We start from the raw sequence: 22,087 nt of genomic DNA on the forward strand, positions 1-22,087 counted from the left end.
GGTCCGCTCTCGTTAATGCACTAACTGGTTACTTTTTAGCCGACCAGAGAGTCAAGGGTTTTGTTTGCCGACAGCAGGCATCTGACCTCGATTCCACTTTGACGTCACTGGCCTTCGCCGTGTATGCAGACTGCTAGCGCAAACGGCGGGGACGGACCGGTTAGTCCATGGAACTAGTTGCAGAAAAGACCAGCGGCGGCGGCTCATCCGCGCGCAAACCGCGGACGCGAGACGCCGAAGCGACCAAGGCCCGGATTCTGGATGCGGCTAAGCGCGAATTTGCGAAGAACGGCCTTGGCGGGGCGCGCGTCGATGTCATCGCCGAGAAGGCGCGAGCAAACAAGCGCATGATCTACCACTACTTTGAGTCGAAGGAGGGCTTGTTCCAGACGGTACTGGAAAACGCGTATGTCGACATCCGCACCGCCGAGCAGAAGCTGAACCTTGACCACCTCGCCCCTAAAGAGGCGCTGGAGCGTCTGGTCCGTTTCACATGGGATTACTACCTCAAGAACCCTGAGTTCATCACGTTGGTCAACAGCGAGAACCTGCACCGCGCAAAGCACCTCAAGAAATCTGAGATCGTGAAGGTGTACAGCCGCAAGTTTGTGTCGATGGTGAAGACCATTCTCGACCGTGGTGTGGCCGCAGGTGTGTTCCGCGACGGCGTGGACCCCGTGCAGCTAAACATCACGATTGCAGCGATCGGCTACTACTATCTGACCAACCGCTTCACCGGATCGATCGTGTTCGAGCGGGATCTTCTGGCGAAGGATGCACTTGAAGAACGCCTTCGCTTCAACATCGACACGATCATGAGGTTGGTCGCAACCTGACGGGTCAGGCTTCCCACCCAAGTCCTAGTGCCCGCAACCCGGCCTCGGCGCAGGCGATATCCTCGGGTTCTTGCGCGCCGGACACGCCGATACCACCCACGACCTGGCCTTCGTGCAGGATTGGCAACCCTCCACCCCAAGGCAGCAGCCGTTGCCGGGTGGACAAGCCTAGGGTCAGCGACGGGCGCGCGGCCATCCGTTCGGCAAAGGCCGCCGTGGCGCGCCGCATCGTTGCAGCGGTATAGGCCTTGTCTTCGGCAAAGGTCAGGATCGGAGGGGTGGCGCGCTCTGTCCGGGCCGATGCTAGCGTATGGCCGTGTGCATCGACGACACAGACCGCGACGCAAAAGCCCTGCCGAGCCGCCTCGGCCAGTGCTTCTTCGACTATACGCAGCGCTGATGTGCTGGAAAGGCTTGCCATCTGAACAATCATCTTGCCGCCGTCTCCCAGTCGATCAGGATGAAGGGTTCTGCAATCTTCTTGCCTTGGATCGACGCATAAAGTGCCGCCGGATCGTCGGACGTGGCGCGATGGACCAGTCCCGTCAGCGGGATGCGCCCTTCCGCCAGCCAGCGCATCGCCCGTTCGAACCCACCGAAGACGGAATGGTCTGCGTTGTTGTAGCCTTCCAACAGCTCTTCCCACTGGAAGCTGCGGCCGTGCATCGGCAATTCCCACTCCCAGCCAGAGCGCAACAGAACATGGTTGAAGAAGACCGCCTGCGTGACATCGTGCGCCGAATGATCAGAGAGCTTGCGCCAGGGGACGCCCACCAGGACGACTTCGCCCATGCGCCGCACGATCCGGCACCCTTCCAGAACTGCACCCTCATGGCCAGAACAATCGACGACAAGTGCCACGTTTCCCTGATAGGCGGCCTCACCCAGCGGCACGGCAGACAGCGCCGTAAGGCCACTGCCTTCCACCTGCGCTCGGCGGGTCGGGTCGGGGTCCACCACTGTCACCCGGTAACCCGAAATGTTGAACAGATGCGCCGCCAGATAGCCCACAGGACCGGCTCCGGTCACGATGACTTGATCTCCGGGCCGTGCGCGCGTCGTCATGAGGGTGGTCATCGACACGCCCATGAGCCGGGCAAGGACCGCCGTCTCGGGGTCGAGGTCCGGCGGCAGGGCCAGGGTATGCCGTGCATCATGCGTCTGGGTCGCACGGTGGCAGCCCATCGCAAAGCGCAGCTCTCCCCGGGCGATGCCGGTAACGCCCTCACCGACTTCGGCAACCCTAAAGATGGCAGCATATCCCGGGCGGATCGGGAAGTTATCGCCGTTGGCCCAGCCGATTTCGGTGCCCTGGCTGACTAGGGTGCACAAGGTCGGGCCACGGACCTGACCGGGTTGCAAGGGTGCGTCCTGATAGCTGTCCAGCACAAAGGTCTGGCGGGCAGGGATGACGATTTCCTGGGGCATGACTGGGTTCCCTTACCTTGAGCCTTAACGGTTCGTGACCGGAGACCACTGCGGCGGCTGCCCGGCGCGTTCTGCCCCCAGCGGGCCGTCCATGCTGACAATCTCAAGGAACTGGCCCCAGGGAGCCTTCAAGTAGCACCAGGTCAGACCAGCCATCGCACCGGCATCGACGTAGTTGGGGCCGTCAAGCACCTCGACCCCTGCGGCCCGCAACGTGTCGGCCGCTGCGATGCAATCTTCGACCTGGAACGCCAGGTGAAAGCCGCCCGGCTGACTGTTGCGTTTTAGCTCGGCCGTCGGATCGGGGTCGCCGGAGTACTGAAAGAGTTCAAGGTTGGTGCCATGCCCCACGCGCAGGACCCTGATGTCGTCGATCCGGGCAGAGCCGGGAACACCGAGACGACGGCGCATGTAAGTGTCATCCACGTCAATCGGTCCCGTGGACAGGCATTCTACCGCCCCGAAATGTGCTTTGAAGAAGCTGACCGCCTGGTCCAAGTCGGGCACCGTGAAGCCGATGTGCTGCATGCCGTAGATGGTCATCGAAATCCTCCTGCCAGAGATCGAAGTCCCGTCATTATATGTAATAACCAGTTAGTTCATTAGTCGATACACGAATGCGGCGGCGCGTCAAGCTTCCTACAGGATGCCAGTTGGCCCGCCCTCTAAAGAGCGGTCCTCCCTGAACTAGGATTTCGAGTCAGATTGGACTTCACCCCGTCTCTGGTCCGGACTTAATGCGACCTGCCGGAGCTGATTTCAGTTGCGCCGCATAGCGCCGGAAATCAATGCTCTGCCCCCTGAGAACTGGACCGCTTGAAGCTGGAGTTTTCCGCTACGTTTTCCTGGCTGGGAGAGGAGCGGATTCGCATGAAGGCATCGCGGTTCACGGAGGCGCAGAAGGCGTTCATCCTGCCCGGCGACATTATGCAGAAAGGACCGAACGCGTTGCGCGAAGGCAGGGTGGCGAAGGCAGCCATTGCCACACTCGAAAGGTATGGATGGCTTGTTCGACTTCCGGATGGTGCCATGGTCCGCGGCGTAGCTCGCAAGGAAGCATATCGGGTCGTGAGGGCTTGAGATGTTGTTTGACGTGCGAGCCGCCCTTGCGGAAATCCAGAACGATATACGCTATGCCGCGAAACCCGCGAATTACGCGAAACCGATAGGCGATGCACCCCCTGTTTCGCGGGTTTCGCAGGTTTCGCAATGCGCAGAGCCGCAAAACAGAAGCAGCCCGGGCGGACAACTCTTTCCACCTCCCGCCATCCAAATCCAAGCTGACGATGACCCATTCCCTCACGGTCGGGCGGTGAACGGCAACCCCAAGACATGGACGGGCCGCATCGTCAGTCTCGATGAATGGCAACGGCTGTCGGACTGGGATAGGCACGGCTCGACGGGGAAGGTTTGGAATGCGCTCACAAGACGATGGGAGCCCTAAAGACGACATACGGCATTCGACGCCAGTTGCGCATCGCTCTGAGATTTGGCCGGACTGGCCTTGTATGGATCAGTCTGCGGCAGGACAGACGTCCCTATAGGGTGTCAGGGCTCGATGTCATCTTCATCATTCAAATGGCTGTCTGGAAGAGCAGCAAGGGACGCCGACGGCAGCTCCTGCACGGATCGAATGGGCATAGCCGACCCGCGCTGTGAGATCTCGCGGATGGCCTCGGCGAGCGGGTTGACGCTGGGTTCGAGAGTCGCAGGTGCCTTGCCATAGCCCCGGTCGATGATGGCGTTGGCTGCCGACACGCGTGCCGCTGCCGGAGCATTCGCGTCTTTTGCAACATCGACGAGCACCTTCAGGGCATCCTCGGCAAAGTTACGCGCCAATTCTGCGATCTCTTTCTTGGCCTCGCTCTCCTTGCCCTTCGGCCGTCCTGCTCCCGGCCGTCGCCCTCCGCGCGAGGCAACTGATATTTGATTTGCCGTATTGTTTTTCAGATCGCCCACGAAAGCACCTTGCATCTATATGATGCGGAATCATGCCAAATATACACTGCATTTAGATTCTCAAAATCACCATGCATCCTGTTGGCATGAAGTAGATGCACGCCTGAGCTGACCGGCGCTGTCGATCTACAGGACCCATATCCAAGTGCTCGGGGGCGGCGCTGTCCTGACGCTTTACTCCCGTTCGGTCGTCGATGATCCCACCCGGATCATGCCCTAGAAGAAAACTCGGCCCTTGATCCGGCTTTACGCCATAGTGCAGCCACTCCGGCGGACCCCGCGGCGGGAATGCACCGGCGTCCCAGGAAAAGCAGCGCACCACCGAGCAGGGGCAGGGAAGCGGGGAGCGGCACTGGGGCCGGATCGTCGAGCGAGATCCGCTCGACAATGGCGCCACCGCAGAACTCGCCGCACCAGATTTGTCCAGGCTCCAGCATTTCGTAGAAATCGAAGAAGTGGTCGAAAGACGGTATGCTCAATTGGAAGAACAGCATGTCGACTTCGCCGAAGGTCTTGCCGAACTTGATGTCGAAGAGATGGGATTTCCGGCTCTTCACCTGCTTTTGGCCGACGACTTCTCCGTCATTGACCCCGATAATGTTCAGGACAACATCATAGGGCTTATTGTGGAACGCCCATTTCCGCAGCGCCGTGTCGTCATCGTCATAGGGCGGCATCGGCTTGGTCGATGCCTTCCAGATCAGGTTTTGGATGATGATCGTCGCGGAGCGGACAGAGAAGCCCTTGCGATCGACGCGCCCCAGAAAGCTTTCCGATGCACCCGAGTCGTCGTGGAGGTAGGTGACGCCATCGGGATAGGCCATGCTGGTGGAGATGTGATAGCCGTCCCGCTCGACGCAGAACACATCGTCCAGAGGGACTCGGTCGTCACATGCGACCTCGGCAGACGACCAGTCCGCCGAACCGGTTAGCACCGTTGCTGCATTGGCCGAACCGGCCAGAAGAACCGCAGAAAAGAATATTGTCAGAAATCGCATTTCAAGTCCCCAAATCACTCATGAGACTGGAGATTTCGCAAGGAGGTCAGCGATTCGCCAAGCAAATTTTTCCGGTCTTCGGTTCACCTTTCCCAGATCAAGCCATGAGGGACAAAGGTGGTGCCGCTCTATAGCGTGTTGGACTGTCGTCGGAGCTAGCCGGCTTGTGCATAGTGGGCGAGGACAGACGACTGGTCCAGGAGGCCAAGGTCCAACAGAACCCGAACCCATTGCGATCATTTGTTAGCATTGTTTAGCGGCGGGTGACTTCGTTAGGGTCAACCCCCCGCTGCCTAGCCTTTGTCGCAGGGGCAGCCTCACTTCAGCCACGTGAACGAAGACATCGTTCGCCGTGTCACCCTACCGAGATCCAATTTCTGAACTGCGTCACAGAGCAACTTTCTTGGGCCTGCTGCCCGATTGGGAACACGGGATTGGGACAATGGCGACGTAGCGGTGGTTTGGCAAAATCACAGAGGGACGTGCCTGCAAGAAGCCACGCGCTTCGGCCGTGGAGCGTAAGCATGCAGCATCGGCGGCAGCAGCCTGACCATGGGTTTCCAGGCCTCAAATTTCCCAAACTGCATCGTTGCAATCTCCGGTTGGGCGTTGTTCCATCCACGCAAGACGAGCAGGAGTTAACCAGTGAACCAACAGACCCTTTCCGCGTTTCTATGGTCTGTCGCCGATCTGTTGCGGGGGGACTACAAGCAAGCTGACTATGGCAAGGTGATCCTGCCTCTCACTGTCCTTCGTCGCATCGACTGCGTGCTCGCCCCGACCAAGGCCGCGGTGCTAGAGGAACTGGCGCTTCGGCAGCAGCAGAACATAACTCCCACTTTCTGGCCTGCCCCTTTCGGGTGGTCCTGTATCAGTCTTAGTGCATGACAGGTCTTGGCGCTACGGCCGGGGTGGCCGGCGAAGCGGGTCCGGATGGCGAAGCCGGCCACTGCACCGCCTCGGGGGCCGGGGGGCGATAGCCCAGTGATGAGTGCGGGCGCCTCGTGTTGTAGTGGCGGCGCCAAGACTCGATGACGATCTTCGCCTCGGCGAGGCTGTAGAAGATCTCCCCGTTCAGCAGTTCATCGCGGAGCTTGGAATTGAAGCTCTCGCAGTAGCCGTTCTCCCAGGGGGACCCCGGCTCGATATAGGCGGTCTTCGCGCCGACGGCGGCGATCCACTCCCGCACCGCCTTGGCGATGAACTCCGGGCCATTGTCCGACCGTATGTGATCCGGCACTCCGCGCAGGATGAACAGATCAGACAGCACGTCGATGACGTCGGTCGACCGAAGCTTGCGTTCGACGCGGATCGCCAGGCATTCGAAGCTGAACTCGTCGATGAGGTTGAGCATGCGGAACTTCCTCCCGTCGTGGGTCCGGCTTTCAACGAAGTCGTAGGACCAGACATGGTTCGGACGCTCGGGCCGAAGACGGATGCACGACCCGTCGTTCAGCCAGAGCCGGCCCTTCTTCGGTTGCTTTTGTGGGACCTTCAGCCCCTCCCGCCGCCAGATCCTCTCGACCCGTTTCACGTTCACCGCCCAACCGGCCTCGCGCAGAAGGGCCGTGATCCGGCGGTATCCGTAGCGCCCATATTGCGAGGCGAGCGCGATGATGTCCGCCGTCAGGGCGTCTTCATCGGCGCGCCCCTGCGGCACCTTCCGCTGGGTCGAGCGATGTTGCCCGAGCACGCGACAGGCGAGCCGTTCCGAGATCTGGAACTTCTGCCGGACGTGGTCGATGCAGGCACGGCGGCGGGCGGGGCTCAGAAGTTTCCCCGTGCAGCCTCAGCCAGGATCAGCTTCTCCAGAGTCAGATCGGACACCGCTTTCCGGAGGCGCTCGTTCTCCTTCTCCAGCTCCTTGAGCCGCCTCACCTGGTCGGTCTTCAGCCCGCCAAACTCCTTCCGCCACCGGTAGTAGGTGAACTGCGTCACGCCGATTGACCGTACGGCCTCCGCAACCGATTGGCCCCGCGACACCAATACGTCGACCTGCCGCAGCTTCGCGACGATCTCCTCCGGCTTGTGCTTCTTCTGGGGCATTCCTGCATCCTCCAAATGGCTCGAAAGCCATACCTCAGGGAGGACCACTTTTCAGGGGGCAGACCAACATTGGATGCTGCAATCGGAGACGCCGTGATCGATGCAATGGACGCGCATGCGGCGATGAGCAAGCAAGCCCTGGAGTCCGAAGCGGTGCGCAAGGGAATCAAGGACATCTTGCTGAACCTCGGAGGCCTCTATGAGGCACTGAAAGCCGCTGCTGCCTGAGGATCTCCGAAATCTGTGGTCTGGGCTCTCTTCGCTTGCGGTGTCTGAGTCGCAGATTGATGCATCGAGATGCGTCCAAGCACTAAACCTATGATGGGTTCTTTGGTGGGTGATCGCCATTCCACCGGAATTTCTACAATGATTTCAAGGATAGATGGCGGACCCGGAGCGATTCGAACGCCCGACCCTCAGATTCGTAGTCTGATGCTCTATCCAGCTGAGCTACGGGTCCGTCGTGGGACGGGCATTTAGACGCCCGCGGTGGCCATTGCAAGGCCGAAAAAGAAAAACACCGGCGTCAGGCTCCTTCCGCTCCATCCAGTTCCTTGGGAAGGCGGATCAGGAACTCGGTCCCCTCGGCGTCGCTGCGCAGCAGATCCAGCCGGCCGCCATGGCCGCGGATCAGTTCGGCGGAGATCGCCAGCCCCAGGCCGGTGCCCCCTTTGCGTGCGCCCCCCTGAAAGGCGGTGAAGAGATGCTCGCGCGCCTTGGCCGGAAGACCGGGGCCGGTATCGCCGACCTTGATCCACCATTCGGCTTCATCCTCGCCCGCGCCGATCTCGACCGTGCCGGGATTGCCCGTCGCCTCGATTGCCTGCCGGGCATTGCGCACGAGGTTCGACAGGACACGGTAGAGCTGCTCGGAATCGGCCCGGATCGTCAGCGCGGGCGGAACGTCGACTAGGCACGCGACAATCGTGCCTGCGCCTTCGCCCAGCCCTTCCGCCTCGACCACATCCTCGGCCAGCGGGCGCAGCAGGAAAAGCGAAAGCTGCGGCGGCGGCTCTTCGGCTCTGCCGAAGGCCAGGGTCGTTTCGCAGAGGTTCACGGCCCGCTTGATCGAGGCTTCGAGCTTGGGCGCGGCGCGGGCGACCACGGGATCGTCGCTGCCCTCGATCCGGTCGGCAAAGAGCTGGGCCGTGGTCAGGATGTTGCGCAGGTCGTGGCTGATCTTGGCCACCGCCGCGCCCAACTGTGCCAGCCGCTCCTTCTGCTTCAGGGCGCCAGTCAGCTGGGTCTGCATGGTTTGCATCGTTTCCTCGGCCTCGCGCAACTCCACCAGCCGGGACGTGGGCGCGATGATGCGGCGCGTGTCCTCGGGCGCGGCGGCATAGGAGGTCATGTGATCAACGACCCGCTTGATCGGCACGACAAGCAGGCGGCGCACGGCAAGGAACAGCAGAACTGCCGTGACCGCCGAGATCAGTGCCGACAGCGACAGGATGCGCAGCCCGTATTCGATCAGCGCCTTGCGCAAGGGGCCGGTCGGCAGCGTCACCTCGATCAGCAACCCTGCTTCCTGCACTGGGTTCCCGATGACCCGGATCACGTGGTTCCCGGGATCGGCAATCAGGGCGAAGGCGTCCTGGATCAGGGTCAGCGGGCCGGAACTGCGCAGGTCGTAGGTCGCTTGTATCGGCTCGGGAATCTCCGAGGACAGGACCAGCTGCCGGACCTCGTCGCGCCGCAGAACGACGTTGTAGACCCCGGCATTCGCCAGCAGCTCTTTCTCCAGGTCCGGGCCGATCATCTCGTCGGTCGCCAGCGTGGCGAGCGAGGCGATCTGCGCCTTCTCCAGCTTGTCCATCAGGTAGTCGGCGCGGAACCGGGCCAGCGACGGGACAAGGATCAGGATTTCGGCAAGCACGAAGAAGGCGAATGTCAGAAGCAGGAAACGCCCTGACAAGGTGTTGAAAAACGACGCTCGCCCGACCTTCACTCCGTGCCGCCCCTTCCGCGCGGGCCCTGCAGTCCGCAAGGGCTATGGCAGGACATGCTGCACCAGCCACACGACCCGCCTCAGGGCAGGATTATCAAAGAGCTTGGGCGAGAAATAGGCCCCTGCCGCACGTTTCGACACCTCCGACAGAGTCGGATAGGGCAGGACCATTCCCGCAACGGCAGACAGCTTGATCCCGCTTGAAAGGGCGAGCGCCCATAGGCCGATCAGCTCGCCCGCCTGCGGTCCGACGATGCCCGCCCCGACGATCCTGCCCTTGACGGTCACCAGCTTCACCAGCCCCTCCGTACGGCCTTCCGCCTGGGCGCGGTCATTGTCGTGAAAGGGCCAGGGCAGGATCGTGACACCGGCACCATGGGCCTTGCGCGCCTCGGCTTCAGTCAGCCCGACCTGAGCGAGCTCGGGATCGGCATAGGTAACCCGGGGGATGTGATCGGTCCTTGCACGGGCGGGCAATCCGAGCACCGCCTGACGGATGACAATCCCGGCATGATAGCCCGCCAGATGCGTGAACTGCCCCTGCCCCGCCGCATCGCCCACCGCGAAGATCCGGCGATTGGTGCTGCGCAACCGGGCATCGACGGTCACGCCCTTGTCGTCATGCGCGACGTTCGCCGCGGCAAGCCCCATCCCGTCGAAGGTCACGGCGCGCCCAGTGGCCACCAGGAGATGGCTGCCCCCGAACGAGCGACCGTCCTCAAGGTGCAGCGTGACGCCATCGGACCAGTCCACGCGGGCGACCTTGGCCTTCGTGACGATCTCCACCCCTTCGTTGCGCAAGGCGGACAGAACGACCTGCGCAAGCTCGGGATCCTCCTTCTGCAGGGCGGCGCCTCCATCCAGCACCGTTACCCGACACCCCAACCGCCGATGCGCCTGGGCAAGTTCGATCCCGATCGGACCACCACCGAGGATCAGAAGATGTTGTGGCCGCTCGCGCAGCGGAAAGATCGTCTCGTTGGTCAGGAACGGCCCATCCGCCAGCCCCGGAATCGGCGGAACGCGCGGGCGCGATCCGGTTGCGATGACGAACCGCCGGGCGCGAATCCGCTGCCCCCCGGCCTCCACCACATCGGGCGCGACGAAGCGGGCATGGGCGCGGATGACCCGTACGCCAAGACCTTCGAACCGATCCTGGCTGTCGATCGGCGCGATCGTGGCGATAACCCGCGCGACGTGATCCTTGACCGCGGCGAAGTCGACTTCGGGCGTGACCGGACGAATGCCGAACCGTTCCCCCGTGGTCATCGCATGGGCGGCCTTCGCCGCCGCGATCAGCGCCTTCGACGGCACGCAGCCGTGGTTGAGGCAATCGCCCCCCATCTCGGCAGCCTCGATCAGAACGACGCGCGCGCCCATCTGCACCGCCCCCGCCGCAACCGACAAGCCGCCAGAGCCCGCCCCGATCACGCAGAGGTCCGTCCTGATCTCGTCCATCATCATAGGCTCCTTCCGCGCCAAAGCCGGATCAGGATCGGCAGCGCAGCCAGAACCGCAAGCCCGATTCCGGGCAGGATCGCCCGCCAGCTTTTCAACGTCGCAAGGTCGGGAACGCCACCCGCTGCCAGAACCTCGCCCAGACCCGCTCCGAACCCGGTCAGCAACAGAGCGCCGGGGATGATCCCGAAGAACGTCGTGAAAGCGAACCGTCCCAGACTGACCCCCATCACCGAAGGGATGAGATTGGCCAGAAAGAACGGCACGACTGGCGTCAGCCGCATGAGGAACAGCACCGACAACTCGTTCTGATGAATCCCCTCCATCAGCCGCGCGGCCCTGCCGCCGGCACCGGTGATCCGCCCGCGAAGACTTTCACCGAAGCCCGATCTCGCCGCGAGAAAGATGAGCACCGCGCCGCAGGTCGCCGAAAGAAGATTGAACAGCACACCCGGGAAGATGCCGAACAGAAACCCGCCCGTCAGCGTCGCCACGGTCGCCCCCGGCAGGCTGAGCGTGACGATGACGGTATAGGCCAGCATGAACAGGACCACGGCGCGAAGGTAATGCGCATCGCGGTAGGCCAAGAGGTCGGCATGATGCTCGGACAGGGCCTGCAGGGTCAGGTCGTGCCGGAAAAGGATCGCCGCCCCTATGGCGGCAACCAGAATGACCAGGATCGGCACGCGCCGCCAAAGCCGCCCAGCCTCCTGCCTGCCCGCACCTGTGTCGCCCGTCTCCATCCCCATCCGCTTGCCATCCGCAGCCGGTCGCGCCAAAAGCTAGCACGCGCTCCCAACCGGCATAGGCAAGTTTTCCGCCGGCCGCGACGTCAGCCGGCAGCCTTGCGCAGATTCAGCGACAAAAAGCGGCTTGTCGGAATTGACTTGGACAAAGGTCGCCCGTAAAGGACGGGCTTCGAATGGGGGCCGCCCTCGAATCCTTTGCGGTTCGGGCTGCCCGGAAGAATTGGAGAGCCGCGATGAAGCGCACGTATCAACCCTCGAACCTGGTCCGCAAGCGGCGCCACGGTTTCCGCGCCCGCATGGCGACCAAAGGCGGCCGCCTCGTGCTCGCCGCGCGTCGCGCCAAGGGCCGCAAGGTTCTGTCGGCCTGATCGGCCGCGAACCTCTCGCAAGGTCACAAGACATGACACCGCCGGAGGCCGGGGCCACGGGCAGCAATGCCGAGGCAGCCCTGCCGCTCCCGGCGGTTTCAGTTTGTCTTGAGGTCATTGCCAAGCGCGCCGATTTCCTGCGCGCGGCACAGGCCCGGCGTCAGGCGATGCCGGGCTTTCTTGTGCAGGCCCGCCGCCGGGGCGACGACAGCCCGACGATCCGCGTCGGTTTCACCTGCTCGAAGAAGGTCGGCAACTCCGTCACACGCAACCGCGCCCGCCGCCGCCTGCGCGAGGTGGCCCGTGCCATCCTGCCCAAGGGCGGAAAACCCGGCTGGGACTATGTGCTGGTCGGCCGCCCGGATGCGACGGTCAGCCGCCCTTACGCCGACCTGCTGAACGACCTGTCTCAGGCCTTGTCCCGCATCCATGCGGAGAAGGCCCGATGACCCCTCTTGCCCATCTCGTCGCCCTGCCCGTGCGGGCCTACCGTCTGGTCCTCAGTCCCTGGGTCGGCCACGGCTGCCGCTACCAGCCCACCTGCTCGGCCTATGCGCTCGAGGCACTGGACAAGCATGGAGCGATCAAGGGCAGCTGGCTCGCCGCCCGCCGCATCGGCCGCTGCCACCCCTGGGGCGGCTCGGGCTATGACCCGGTGCCACCGAAGGAGTGATCACTTCTTCTCGAAGAAGATGGTGACCTGTCCGATCCGAGCCCCCGCCTTGCGCATGTAGGCGATGTTCAGAAGCCGGTCCTCGGTCAGAAGCCACATCCAGTCGTCGAAGCCCACGCGCAGGGTGCCATCCGGCACGGGCAGGTCGATCCGGTAGGTCCAGTTGAAGGTGTCGCCCCGCTCGATTCCGCTCGCCGTCCCCAGAACGCCGGGCGCCGTGCCCTGCCAGGTATCCGGCCCGGTCTTGGTCAGCGTCCACTTCCGGTCTTCTTTCGACCCGTCCTCGTAGACGAAGTTCTCGTCCAGCGTCAGCATTTGGGTCTTGGGTTGCCAGTCACCGTCGATAGTCACCACGAAGCGCCGCCGAACCTCGCCGAAGACATCCTGGAACTGGCCATGGGCCACCACGCGGCCGTCGAAGAATTCCTCGAGATTCAGCTTGCGGTCGCTCAGCAGGGGGTCTGATGGCCCCGGTCGGCCGGAGCAGGCGCCCAGAACAAGAAATGCTGCAAGGATGATCCAGCGCATCGCGCCCTTCCCCCAGTTGTTGTCCTGCCGTATACGCGCGGAAACGCCGACCGGATGCCCTGCGCGCGGAAAAGCCCCATGTTTGACGAATCCGAAGACCTGCCGCCGATCCTGCGCGGCGCGCCCGACACAACCGAGTTCAAGAAACTCCGCAAACGGCTCGTGCGCGAAGTGCGCGAGGCGATCGAGACCTATGGCATGATCGAACGGGGCGCGCGCTGGCTGGTCTGCCTCTCGGGCGGGAAGGACAGCTATACGCTTCTCGCCGTGCTGACCGAACTCAAATGGCGCGGGCTGCTGCCGGTGGACCTTCTGGCCTGCAACCTCGATCAGGGCCAGCCGGGTTTTCCGGCGACCGTCCTGCCCGAGTTCCTGACCCGGATGCAGATCCCGCACCGTATCGAGTATGCCGACACCTATTCGATCGTGGTCGACAAGATCCCGCAGGGCCGCACCTACTGCTCGCTTTGCTCGCGTCTCCGCCGCGGCAACCTCTACCGCATCGCGCGCGAGGAAGGCTGCTCGGCCGTCGTCCTCGGCCATCACCGCGACGACATCCTCGAGACCTTCTTCATGAACCTGTTCCACGGCGGGCGGCTGGCCACAATGCCGCCGAAGCTGGTGAACGAGGATGGCGACCTGTTCGTGTACCGCCCCCTTGCCTTCGTGGCCGAGGCGGATTGCGAGCGCTTCGCCCGCGACATGGCCTATCCGATCATTCCCTGCGACCTCTGCGGCAGCCAGGAGGGGCTCCAGCGACAGCAGGTGAAGCAGATCCTCGACGGGTGGGAGGCGCGCAGCCCCGGCCGCCGGCAGGTCATGTTCCGCTCGCTGATGAACACCCGGCCCTCGCATCTGCTGGACACGACGCTGTTCGATTTCGCCGGGTTGCAACTTGGTGCGCCTGCGGCGATGGATCGTGAAAATCCTCCGCAACTTCGCGGCGAGGATTAACACTCCGATCAGCCTGTCTGCCTAGCGTTCGACCTGCGGGCGCTCGTTTGCCCGCGATGATCAGGGCACGCAGCAGATGGTAAAGCTCAAGGACATCCAGCGCGCAATGGTGCGCGCAAATGGCATGCTGCGGCGGCCAGAGGTGATGATCTTCCTGCCTGCACTTACTCTTGCCGGGTTCTGGTTGGGCGGCGAGGGGACGCTGATCCTCATCGCGCTTGGCTTGCCCATGGTCTTCGTGATGACCGGCGCCTTTGCTCAGGCCCCGGCCCCGGCCGCCGCGCTTGGCGAGGTGGGACTGCGTGCCGACATCACCGCCGCGCTGGACTCCGTGCTGCGGCAGGGACGCGCCTCCGGCCTGACCACCGCCTGCCTTGTGCTGCAATTCGACGAGGCGGATCGCTTTCTCGACCGGCACGGTCGCGCAGTGCAGGCCGAGATGCTTCAGCGAGCCACAGAACGCATCTGCACGGCGCTTCGTCAGGGCGATACCGTGGCCCGGCTCGAAGGCGGCGGTCTTGCGGTGGCGCTTGGACCGGTCCGGCGGCTCGACCTCGAAACGCTGGTGCAGGTTTCGGGCCGGCTGCAAACGGCCATCGGCGCGCCGATGAGCATCGAGGGCGCACAGATCTATGTCACCTGCTCGGTCGGGTTCTGCCTTGTCTCGCGCGCACCTCAGGAAACCGGGCGGGCCATGCTCGATGCCGCGCAGGTCGCGGCGGACGAGGCGTTGCGCAATGGACCGGGTGCTATCCGCAGCTTCTCGCCAGACATGGCGCGCACCCGCGCCGACCGCGAGGCGCGACGTGATATTCTGGAGGCCGCGCTCGACGATGGACATATCCGCCCGCACTTCCAGCCACAGATCTCAACCGACACTGGCGAGCTGACCGGGTTCGAAACGCTTGCCCGCTGGCATCACCCAGAACGGGGCACCCTGCCACCGGCGGAGTTCCTGCCAGCGATCGAAGAGGCGGGGCTGGCCGAAAGGCTGGGCGAGGTGATGATGTTTCATGCCCTGACTTCCCTCGCCCGGTGGGACAAGGCCGGCCTCGCCGTTCCCTGCATTTCCGTCAACTTCTCAGGCTCGGAACTGAGGAACCCCCGGCTGCCGGAACGGATCAAGTGGGAACTGGATCGCTTCGATCTGGCGAGCAGCCGCTTGACGGTCGAAATCCTTGAAACCGTGGTCACCCGCACCGACGATGACGTCACCGTTCAGAACATCGGCGCACTCGCGCGTCTGGGCTGCAACATCGACCTCGACGATTTCGGCACGGGGCATGCCTCGATCACTAACATCCGTCGCTTCGGCGTGCGCCGTATCAAGATCGACCGCAGCCTTGTCACCCGGGTCGACAGCGACCGCGAACAGCAGAAGATGATCGCGGCGATCCTGTCGATGGCAGAGCGTCTGGGCATCGACACACTTGCCGAAGGGGTCGAGACAGCCGGCGAGCACACGATGCTCGCACAACTTGGCTGCCGCCATGTGCAGGGCTTTGCCATCGCCCGCCCGATGGACTTCGACGCGGCAACCGACTGGATCCGCGGCAACGCCGCGAAGCCTGGACTCTTGCCCCGGCTTGGTCATCGCAGCGCCTGACTCTTGCGGCGGGTCGCTGCCGAACAGCCCGGTGAACCGGGAATCCGCTTGACCTTGGCCGACCCTTCTGTTGAAGCACCGGCTGACCCTTTTTCTGGCGGAACGGTGGTGGTCCAGATGGACGATCAGAACAAGAACCTAATCCTCGCAACCGTGCTCAGCTTCCTGGTGATCCTGGGCTGGTTCCTGATCTTCCCGCCGCCCGAAACGCAACAGGCCCCGCAGGCCCCTGCAGCGGCGACCGAGGCGACAACGACGGCCCCGGCTCCGACAGCCACCGCGACCAGCGAGGCGACCGAGCCTGCGGCCACCGAAACCGCCCGTCTGGCAATCGACACGCCCCGCGTCTCGGGCTCGATCGCCCTGACCGGCGGCCGCGTCGACGACCTGCTGCTCAAGGATTACCGCGTCACCATCGACCCGAATTCGCCGCTGGTGCGGCTGCTGACGCCAGTGGGCGAAAAGGAATCCTACTATGCCCGCTACGGCTGGGAATCCGACGGCACTGTCGCATCTGCCGACCTGCCCGGGCCGAACACGGTCTGGACGCAGACCGCGGGCAGCACGCTGACCCCCGACAGCCCCGTCACCCTGTCCTGGGACAACGGCAAGGGCATGGTCTTCACCCGAACCTTTGCGATCGACGACAACTACATGTTCACGGTCACGCAAGGTGTCACGAACAACTCGGGCGCACCGGTCACGCTCTATCCCTACGGCGTCATCGACCGGCACGGCGTGCCGAGCGACACGCAGAACTTCTTCGTCCTGCATGAGGGCGTCGTACGGATGGCCGACGGCCAGCTGGAAGAGACCCGCTACAAGGACGTGGCCAAGCTGCCGGTGATCGAGGCCGAAGGTGGCCCGGCGGAGATCATTCAGGTGACCCAGGACGGCTGGATCGGCTTCACCGGCCATTACTGGCAGACGATCCTGATCCCCGCAGATGGTCAGCCCTTCACCGCCGTGACCAAGCACCTGGTCGAAAGCGACATCTACCGCACCACGGTTCGCAACCAGCCGGTCACCATCGCCCCCGGCGCCTCGGCCGAGAATGCCTCGCGCCTTTTCGCCGGTGCCAAGGAATGGGAAACGCTGCGCTACTACCAGGATGAGCAGGGCGTCCACGGCTTTGTCGACTCGATCGACTGGGGCTGGTTCTACTTCCTGACCAAGCCGATCTTCCGTGTGCTGCACGCCCTGCATGGGATCATCGGCAACATGGGCCTGGCGATCATGGCGCTGACGTTGGTGCTCAAGATCATCGTTCTGCCGCTGGCGTGGAAATCCTACGCCTCGATGGCAAGGATGAAGGAACTTCAGCCCGAGATCGAGAAGCTGAAAGAGCGGGCCGGCGACGACAAGGCCATGATGCAGCGCGACATGATGGCGCTCTACAAGGAAAAGAAGGTCAACCCGGCGGCCGGCTGTCTGCCGGTGCTGATCCAGATCCCGATCTTCTTCTCGCTCTACAAGGTGATCTTCGTCACGCTGGAACTGCGTCACGCGCCGTTCTTCGGCTGGCTCAAGGATCTGTCGGCTCCTGACCCATCTTCGCTGTTCAACCTGTTCGGCCTGCTGCCCTGGGCGGCGCCGACGCATGGAACCCTTCTTGCGACGGTCTTCATCGGCGTGCTCCCCATCCTGCTGGGCATCTCGATGTGGTTCCAGCAAAAGCTGAACCCTGCCCCGGCCGATCCCGCACAGGCGGCAATCTTTGCCTGGATGCCGTGGATCTTCATGTTCATGCTGGGCGGCTTCGCCTCGGGCCTCGTGCTGTACTGGATCACCAACAACACCATCACCTTCGCGCAGCAGTATCTGATCATGCGCAGTCACGGCTCGAAGCCGGACTTTTTCGGCAACATCAAGGCCTCGGTCAAGCGCAAGCCCAAGGCCGCAAATGACGCAAAGGCGCCAAAGCCGGACACCAAGAAATGACCGCCCGGCTGGCGCATCTGTGCCGCCACCCGATCAAGTCGGCGGGCTATGAAGAGATCGAAAGCGCGACCCTCACAGCGGGCCGCGCTTTTCCCTTCGACCGGGAATGGGCCGTGGCGCACGAGGCCGCGCGCTTCGGCGACCAGCCCGACGGATGGGCTCCCAAGATGAATTTCCTGCGCGGATGGGCATCAGCGCAACTGATGGCCATAGCCTGCAGTTCGGATCCCTCAAGCCGTACAGTGACGCTCCGCCATCCCACCGCCGGCACGCTGACCGTGGCACCCGATCGCGCCGACGATGCCGCAGCGCTTGTCGACTGGCTCCGCCCGCTCTGGCCCGAGAACCGACCTGCCCCCTCCCGCGTGGTAAGGGTCGAAGGCCAACCGATGACCGATGTGCCAGAGCCGTGGGTCGCGCTTCTCAGCCTTGCCAGCAATCGCGACCTTGGGCAGCGGATGGGGGTCGACCTGTCGATCCATCGCTGGCGCGGGAATGTGTGGGTTGACGACCTTGAGCCGTGGACAGAGTTTGGCATGATCGGCCGAGAGATCCAGATCGGTCCCGTCCGGCTTAAGGTCGAACAGAGGATCACCCGCTGCCGCGCAACGACCGCCGATCCGGAAACCGGGCGATGGGATGCCGATACCCTGACGGCACTCGACACCAGCTTTGGTCACCAGGACTTCGGCGTCTATGCCCGTGTCCTGTCCGGCGGCGCGGTGCGGATCGGGGATGAGGTAACCCTCGGATGACCCAGCTTCCCTTCCCGCTTGTCCCCGAACCCGAAGAGGCCGCCCGCGAAGCGGGACGGCTACTGTTCGCCGGTCCCGTCACCTTTGTTAAGGGCGTCACCGCGATGTCCGGGCTGCCACCGGCCGACCGGATCGAGATCTGCTTTGCCGGTCGCTCGAACGTCGGCAAGTCGAGCCTCATCAACGCCCTGACGGGCCGCAAGAACCTCGCCCGCGCCTCGAACACGCCAGGCCGCACACAGGAAATCAACTTCTTCGCGCTTGGCGAGGAACGCTACATGGTCGACCTGCCCGGTTACGGCTATGCCGAGGCGCCGGTGGCGATCGTCGCCAAATGGCAGGCGCTTCTGAAAAGCTATCTGGCTGGACGCGTGACGCTGCGCCGCGCCTTCGTGCTGATCGACACCCGCCACGGCGTGAAAGCGGTGGATGAAGAGATCCTGACACTCCTCGACCGTTCTGCCGTCACCTTCCAGGTGGTCATGACCAAGGCCGACAAGGTGAATGCCGCCACCCGACAGGCCAATATCGACCAAGTGCGCGGCGCGCTGGCCAAGCATCCCGCAGCTTATCCCGAGATTGTAATGACCTCCTCGGAAAAGGGCGAGGGGATCGAGACATTGCGCGCGATCATCGCCGGTCTGCAATAGCCTCTGCCTCGACCTCGATCTCGGCCAACATCGTTCTGACAAGCCGAACCTGGCGCAGCGCCGCCTCGCGCCCGGGCAGCCAGCCGCGCAGCCCTTGCCGACAGCATTGCCTGCTGCATGGCCTTCCAGTCAACGTGATCCAATCCGGGCGGCCAGGGCATCGCATCCTCGCTTTTGCCTTTGCTGCCCGATTGCAGGGCGTCGGGCAAGTCCCTTGGCAGGCCCAGCCAAAGGGGCTAGGACGGACCCCGCATTTCCGCCCGAACCCCTGGGGCTCCGCATGAGAAAGCAGACCACCACGATGGAAGATTCGATCGCAACCGCCCGGGTCCTGTCCGAGGCGCTTCCCTACATGCAACGCTATTCCGGCGCGGTCGTCGTCGTGAAGTTCGGCGGCAATGCCATGGGCGATGATGCCGCAATGGCCGAGTTTGCCCGCGACATCGTCCTGATGCGCCAGGTCGGCGTGAACCCGGTGGTCGTCCATGGCGGTGGGCCGATGATCAACGAGATGCTGAACAAGCTTGGCATCAAGTCGGAATTCGTGCGCGGCAAGCGGGTCACCGACAAGGCCACCGTCGAGGTGGTCGAGATGATCCTGTCGGGCCTCGTCAACAAGCGCATCGTGCAGGCGATCAACGATCAGGGCGGTCGCGCTGTGGGCATCTCTGGCAAGGACGACGACCTCATGGTCTGCGAGGCGGACGATCCGGAGCTTGGCTTCGTCGGTCGCCCGGTCGAGATGAACGTGCAGGTTCTGCGCGACCTCTACAATGCCGGGATCATTCCGGTCGTCGCGCCGGTCGCGACCGGCGTGGCCGACAACGAGACCTTCAACGTCAATGGCGACACGGCGGCGGGCGCCATCGCCGGCGCGCTGCAGGCCGACCGCCTGTTGCTGCTGACCGATGTCTCGGGCGTGAAGAACCCGGCGGGTGAGGTGATGACCCAGATTACCCCGGAAGAGGTCCGCGCGATGATCGCCGATGGCAGTATCTCGGGCGGGATGATCCCCAAGACCGAGACGGCCTTGTCGGCACTGGATCAGGGCGTAAGGGCGGTCACCATCCTCGACGGGCGCATCCCCAATGCCTGCCTGCTGGAGCTGTTCACCGATCACGGCGCGGGCTCGCAGATCCGCTCGACCGAACCGCGGGTGAAGCCGCGCCGCAGATGACGACGCTTGCAGGGATCGAGGGCCGTCTTGCTCCACAGGGCCTAGCGATCCTAGGCGGATTTGCCGCGGCGCCCGAGGATGGCCTCCCGTCGGGAACGCTGACGCTGCTGATGATCGGGCCGGATGGGCCGGGCTTCTGGCCGGTCCTGACCGCCAGCGACGAATGGCAGGACGGCAGGCCAGATCCGGTCGATCGCTGGTCGCGGCGGGTCATCGGGCGCCTTGCCTGCGAGCTTGGGGCCAAGGCGCTTTTCCCCTTTGGCGGCCCGCCCCACCATCCCTTCTTCACCTGGGCTACGCGCACCGGTCGCTGCCACCAGTCGCCGGTACAGCTCTTGGTCCACGATCAGGCCGGTCTCTGGGTGTCGTTTCGCGGCGCGCTGGCCCTGAAGGAGCTGATCGATCTGCCGCCCCCGCCCCCGTCGCCCTGCGACAGTTGTGAAGGCATGCCCTGCCTGACCGCCTGCCCGCCCCTGGCCTTGACCGGCGCCGGCTACGATGTGCCCGCCTGCCGCGCCTTCCTCGACACCCAGGCGGGTGGGGACTGCATGGCGAATGGCTGCGCCGTGCGCCGCGCTTGCCCGGTCTCGGTCGGGCATGCAAGGATGCGCGAACAGTCGGCCTATCACATGGGACAGTTCCACAGATGACAAAGCGCCTGATCCTGACGCGGCACGCCAAATCCAGCTGGGACGATCCGACCATGGCCGATCACGACCGCCCGCTGAACGAACGGGGCAAAGTGGCTGCAGCCGACCTTGGCGGCTGGCTCGCGTCGCGCGGCTATGTGCCCGACGAGGTGCTTTGCTCGGATGCGCTGCGCACCCGCAAGACCTGGTCCGGCATCGCCCCGGCCCTGCCGGGCACGCCCATCCTTGAACTCAAGCCCTCGCTCTATCATGCCGGGCCGGACGTGATGCTCGCAGTCTTGCGCCATGCCAAGGGAGATACGGTGATGATGATCGGCCACAATCCCGGCATCGCCGAGTTTGCCGCTCGCCTCGTGGCCCGTGCGCCAACCAATCCCGAATTCCACCGCTACCCCACCGGCGCGACGCTGGTCGTGGATTTCGACATCGCCGACTGGCAAATGGCCGAATGGGGCCGCGCCGCGGTGCTCGATTTCGTCGTGCCGCGCGAAATCGTCATCTGATCTTCTTCTGTTCGGAAATATCCTCGAGGGTGAGACCCCGTCAGGGGTCGAGGGGGCAGACAGCCCCCTCTTTTCGTCAGTGCCCCAGGATCTGGCTCAGGAACAGCTTGGTGCGTTCCGATTTCGGGTTGAGGAAGAACTCCTCGGGCTCGTTCTGCTCGACGATCTGGCCCTGATCCATGAAGATCACCCGGTTCGCCACCTGACGGGCAAAGCCCATCTCGTGGGTCACGCAGAGCATCGTCATGCCCTCTTCGGCAAGTTCGATCATGGTATCGAGAACTTCTTTAATCATCTCGGGGTCAAGGGCGGAGGTCGGCTCGTCGAACAGCATGATCCTGGGCTTCATGCAGAGCGACCGCGCGATTGCGACGCGCTGCTGCTGGCCGCCCGACAGCTGGCCCGGATACTTGTTGGCCTGCTCGGGGATCTTGACCTTCTTGAGGAAGTACATCGCCGTCTCTTCCGCTTCCCGTTTCGGGATCTTGCGGACCCAGATCGGGGCAAGCGTCAGGTTCTCGAGGATGGTCAGATGCGGGAACAGGTTGAAGTGCTGAAACACCATGCCCACTTCCGACCGCACCTTGTCGATGTTCTTGATGTCGTTGGTGAGTTCGGTGCCATCGACGATGATCTGGCCCGACTGATGCTCCTCCAGGCGATTGATGCAACGGATCAGCGTCGACTTGCCCGACCCCGACGGTCCGGCGATGACGATGCGCTCGCCGCGCCGCACTGTCAGGTCGATGTCGCGGAGCACGTGGAACGTGCCGTACCACTTGTTCATCTTGGTGATCTGGACGGCGACCTCGTCGCTGACCTTCATTTGCTTGCGGGCAGAGGTGGAGTCAGCCATGGAA

26 protein-coding genes and 1 tRNA gene are annotated in these 22,087 nt (G+C 63.6%); 15 read left to right on the forward strand and 12 right to left on the reverse strand.

Going from position 1 to position 22,087, the window contains the following annotated elements:
* Window positions 1-167: 167 nt before the first annotated feature.
* On the forward strand, window positions 168-836 hold the full coding sequence (locus tag L0V05_RS01865) for a TetR/AcrR family transcriptional regulator (RefSeq protein ID WP_234867899.1): 669 nt from the start codon (window positions 168-170) through the stop codon (window positions 834-836).
* A 4-nt stretch (window positions 837-840) separates the two neighbouring features.
* Here L0V05_RS01865 and L0V05_RS01870 read toward each other — a convergent pair whose 3' ends face one another.
* From L0V05_RS01870 to L0V05_RS01880, 3 genes are read right to left on the reverse strand one after another with little or no spacing between them, the layout of a single operon-like run.
* Entirely contained in the window at window positions 841-1,257 is a 417-nt protein-coding gene (locus tag L0V05_RS01870; protein WP_234867902.1) for a GlcG/HbpS family heme-binding protein, read from the reverse strand.
* An 8-nt stretch (window positions 1,258-1,265) separates the two neighbouring features.
* Window positions 1,266-2,264: a zinc-binding dehydrogenase gene (locus tag L0V05_RS01875; protein WP_234867904.1), complete on the reverse strand. Its 999-nt coding sequence runs from the start codon at window positions 2,262-2,264 to the stop codon at window positions 1,266-1,268.
* A gap of 24 nt (window positions 2,265-2,288) precedes the next feature.
* Window positions 2,289-2,807: a VOC family protein gene (locus L0V05_RS01880; RefSeq protein WP_234867907.1), complete on the reverse strand. Its 519-nt coding sequence runs from the start codon at window positions 2,805-2,807 to the stop codon at window positions 2,289-2,291.
* A 327-nt stretch (window positions 2,808-3,134) separates the two neighbouring features.
* Here L0V05_RS01880 and L0V05_RS20785 point away from each other — a divergent pair, with 327 nt between their 5' ends.
* Complete coding sequence (locus tag L0V05_RS20785; protein WP_490372018.1) at window positions 3,135-3,344, forward strand: hypothetical protein; 210 nt, start codon at window positions 3,135-3,137, stop codon at window positions 3,342-3,344.
* Between the two features lie 468 nt (window positions 3,345-3,812).
* On the opposite strand, the gene L0V05_RS01885 is transcribed toward L0V05_RS20785, so the two are convergent.
* Together L0V05_RS01885 and L0V05_RS01890 are read right to left on the reverse strand one after the other, a co-directional pair.
* Window positions 3,813-4,238, reverse strand: a complete 426-nt coding sequence (locus L0V05_RS01885) for a hypothetical protein (RefSeq protein WP_234867909.1) — start codon at window positions 4,236-4,238, stop codon at window positions 3,813-3,815.
* Between the two features lie 194 nt (window positions 4,239-4,432).
* Window positions 4,433-5,047, reverse strand: coding sequence for a hypothetical protein (locus L0V05_RS01890; RefSeq protein WP_234867911.1), 615 nt, complete (start codon window positions 5,045-5,047; stop codon window positions 4,433-4,435).
* A gap of 819 nt (window positions 5,048-5,866) precedes the next feature.
* Between L0V05_RS01890 and L0V05_RS01895 the strand changes: the two genes are divergently transcribed.
* On the forward strand, window positions 5,867-6,109 hold the full coding sequence (locus L0V05_RS01895; RefSeq protein ID WP_234867913.1) for a type I restriction-modification system subunit M N-terminal domain-containing protein: 243 nt from the start codon (window positions 5,867-5,869) through the stop codon (window positions 6,107-6,109).
* Here the strand turns inward: L0V05_RS01895 and L0V05_RS01900 are convergent.
* A protein-coding gene (locus tag L0V05_RS01900) for an IS3 family transposase (protein WP_234867915.1) occupies window positions 6,099-7,267 on the reverse strand; the annotation gives its coding sequence in 2 pieces (ribosomal slippage) (window positions 6,099-7,003 and window positions 7,003-7,267; 1,170 coding nt in all). The genes L0V05_RS01895 and L0V05_RS01900 overlap by 11 nt on opposite strands.
* A gap of 93 nt (window positions 7,268-7,360) precedes the next feature.
* On the opposite strand from L0V05_RS01900, the gene L0V05_RS20460 reads away from it, so the two are divergent.
* Window positions 7,361-7,495 (forward strand): hypothetical protein, encoded by a 135-nt coding sequence (locus tag L0V05_RS20460; protein WP_255683603.1) that lies wholly within the window; start codon window positions 7,361-7,363, stop codon window positions 7,493-7,495.
* A gap of 155 nt (window positions 7,496-7,650) precedes the next feature.
* Here the strand turns inward: L0V05_RS20460 and L0V05_RS01905 are convergent.
* The 4 genes from L0V05_RS01905 to L0V05_RS01920 all read right to left on the reverse strand — a co-directional run bounded on the left by L0V05_RS01905 (window position 7,651) and on the right by L0V05_RS01920 (window position 11,452).
* Window positions 7,651-7,727: transfer RNA gene (locus L0V05_RS01905), tRNA-Arg, on the reverse strand.
* Between the two features lie 66 nt (window positions 7,728-7,793).
* The gene (locus L0V05_RS01910) at window positions 7,794-9,215 is read right to left on the reverse strand and encodes a sensor histidine kinase (RefSeq protein WP_234867917.1); all 1,422 of its coding nucleotides are present in this window, start codon (window positions 9,213-9,215) and stop codon (window positions 7,794-7,796) included.
* A 42-nt stretch (window positions 9,216-9,257) separates the two neighbouring features.
* Window positions 9,258-10,673, reverse strand: a complete 1,416-nt coding sequence (locus L0V05_RS01915; protein WP_234867919.1) for a dihydrolipoyl dehydrogenase family protein — start codon at window positions 10,671-10,673, stop codon at window positions 9,258-9,260.
* Between the two features lie 2 nt (window positions 10,674-10,675).
* The gene (locus L0V05_RS01920; RefSeq protein ID WP_406565944.1) at window positions 10,676-11,452 is read right to left on the reverse strand and encodes a TVP38/TMEM64 family protein; all 777 of its coding nucleotides are present in this window, start codon (window positions 11,450-11,452) and stop codon (window positions 10,676-10,678) included.
* A 203-nt stretch (window positions 11,453-11,655) separates the two neighbouring features.
* Here L0V05_RS01920 and rpmH point away from each other — a divergent pair, with 203 nt between their 5' ends.
* From rpmH to yidD, 3 genes are read left to right on the forward strand one after another with little or no spacing between them, the layout of a single operon-like run.
* Window positions 11,656-11,790, forward strand: a complete 135-nt coding sequence (gene rpmH / locus L0V05_RS01925) for a 50S ribosomal protein L34 (RefSeq protein ID WP_225027814.1) — start codon at window positions 11,656-11,658, stop codon at window positions 11,788-11,790.
* 32 nt (window positions 11,791-11,822) lie between these two features.
* Window positions 11,823-12,239, forward strand: coding sequence for a ribonuclease P protein component (gene rnpA, locus L0V05_RS01930; RefSeq protein WP_234867922.1), 417 nt, complete (start codon window positions 11,823-11,825; stop codon window positions 12,237-12,239).
* Entirely contained in the window at window positions 12,236-12,463 is a 228-nt protein-coding gene (gene yidD, locus L0V05_RS01935; RefSeq protein ID WP_234867924.1) for a membrane protein insertion efficiency factor YidD, read from the forward strand. Before rnpA ends, yidD begins: the two co-directional genes overlap by 4 nt.
* On the opposite strand, the gene L0V05_RS01940 is transcribed toward yidD, so the two are convergent.
* Window positions 12,464-12,991 carry a DUF3833 domain-containing protein gene (locus L0V05_RS01940; protein ID WP_234867926.1) on the reverse strand — a complete coding sequence of 176 codons (528 nt, stop codon included), beginning with the start codon at window positions 12,989-12,991 and terminating at the stop codon, window positions 12,464-12,466.
* A 78-nt stretch (window positions 12,992-13,069) separates the two neighbouring features.
* Here L0V05_RS01940 and ttcA point away from each other — a divergent pair, with 78 nt between their 5' ends.
* The 8 genes from ttcA to L0V05_RS01980 all read left to right on the forward strand — a co-directional run bounded on the left by ttcA (window position 13,070) and on the right by L0V05_RS01980 (window position 21,227).
* The gene (gene ttcA / locus L0V05_RS01945; RefSeq protein ID WP_234867929.1) at window positions 13,070-13,945 is read left to right on the forward strand and encodes a tRNA 2-thiocytidine(32) synthetase TtcA; all 876 of its coding nucleotides are present in this window, start codon (window positions 13,070-13,072) and stop codon (window positions 13,943-13,945) included.
* Between the two features lie 76 nt (window positions 13,946-14,021).
* Window positions 14,022-15,551 carry a putative bifunctional diguanylate cyclase/phosphodiesterase gene (locus tag L0V05_RS01950; protein ID WP_234867932.1) on the forward strand — a complete coding sequence of 510 codons (1,530 nt, stop codon included), beginning with the start codon at window positions 14,022-14,024 and terminating at the stop codon, window positions 15,549-15,551.
* A 117-nt stretch (window positions 15,552-15,668) separates the two neighbouring features.
* On the forward strand, window positions 15,669-17,492 hold the full coding sequence (gene yidC / locus L0V05_RS01955; protein ID WP_234867934.1) for a membrane protein insertase YidC: 1,824 nt from the start codon (window positions 15,669-15,671) through the stop codon (window positions 17,490-17,492).
* Complete coding sequence (locus tag L0V05_RS01960; RefSeq protein ID WP_234867938.1) at window positions 17,489-18,247, forward strand: MOSC domain-containing protein; 759 nt, start codon at window positions 17,489-17,491, stop codon at window positions 18,245-18,247. The genes yidC and L0V05_RS01960 overlap by 4 nt, the downstream gene beginning before the upstream one ends.
* On the forward strand, window positions 18,244-18,897 hold the full coding sequence (gene yihA, locus L0V05_RS01965; RefSeq protein ID WP_234867941.1) for a ribosome biogenesis GTP-binding protein YihA/YsxC: 654 nt from the start codon (window positions 18,244-18,246) through the stop codon (window positions 18,895-18,897). Before L0V05_RS01960 ends, yihA begins: the two co-directional genes overlap by 4 nt.
* A 280-nt stretch (window positions 18,898-19,177) precedes the next feature.
* Window positions 19,178-20,074 carry an acetylglutamate kinase gene (gene argB, locus L0V05_RS01970; RefSeq protein ID WP_234867943.1) on the forward strand — a complete coding sequence of 299 codons (897 nt, stop codon included), beginning with the start codon at window positions 19,178-19,180 and terminating at the stop codon, window positions 20,072-20,074.
* On the forward strand, window positions 20,071-20,724 hold the full coding sequence (locus L0V05_RS01975) for a ferredoxin (protein WP_234867945.1): 654 nt from the start codon (window positions 20,071-20,073) through the stop codon (window positions 20,722-20,724). Before argB ends, L0V05_RS01975 begins: the two co-directional genes overlap by 4 nt.
* Entirely contained in the window at window positions 20,721-21,227 is a 507-nt protein-coding gene (locus tag L0V05_RS01980; RefSeq protein WP_234867948.1) for a SixA phosphatase family protein, read from the forward strand. The genes L0V05_RS01975 and L0V05_RS01980 overlap by 4 nt, the downstream gene beginning before the upstream one ends.
* A 76-nt stretch (window positions 21,228-21,303) precedes the next feature.
* On the opposite strand, the gene L0V05_RS01985 is transcribed toward L0V05_RS01980, so the two are convergent.
* On the reverse strand, window positions 21,304-22,083 hold the full coding sequence (locus L0V05_RS01985) for an amino acid ABC transporter ATP-binding protein (RefSeq protein ID WP_319937680.1): 780 nt from the start codon (window positions 22,081-22,083) through the stop codon (window positions 21,304-21,306).
* Window positions 22,084-22,087 lie beyond the last annotated feature (4 nt).

The organism is Alitabrizicola rongguiensis, from assembly GCF_021491355.1.
In the GTDB taxonomy this organism is placed as follows: domain Bacteria; phylum Pseudomonadota; class Alphaproteobacteria; order Rhodobacterales; family Rhodobacteraceae; genus Aliitabrizicola; species Aliitabrizicola rongguiensis.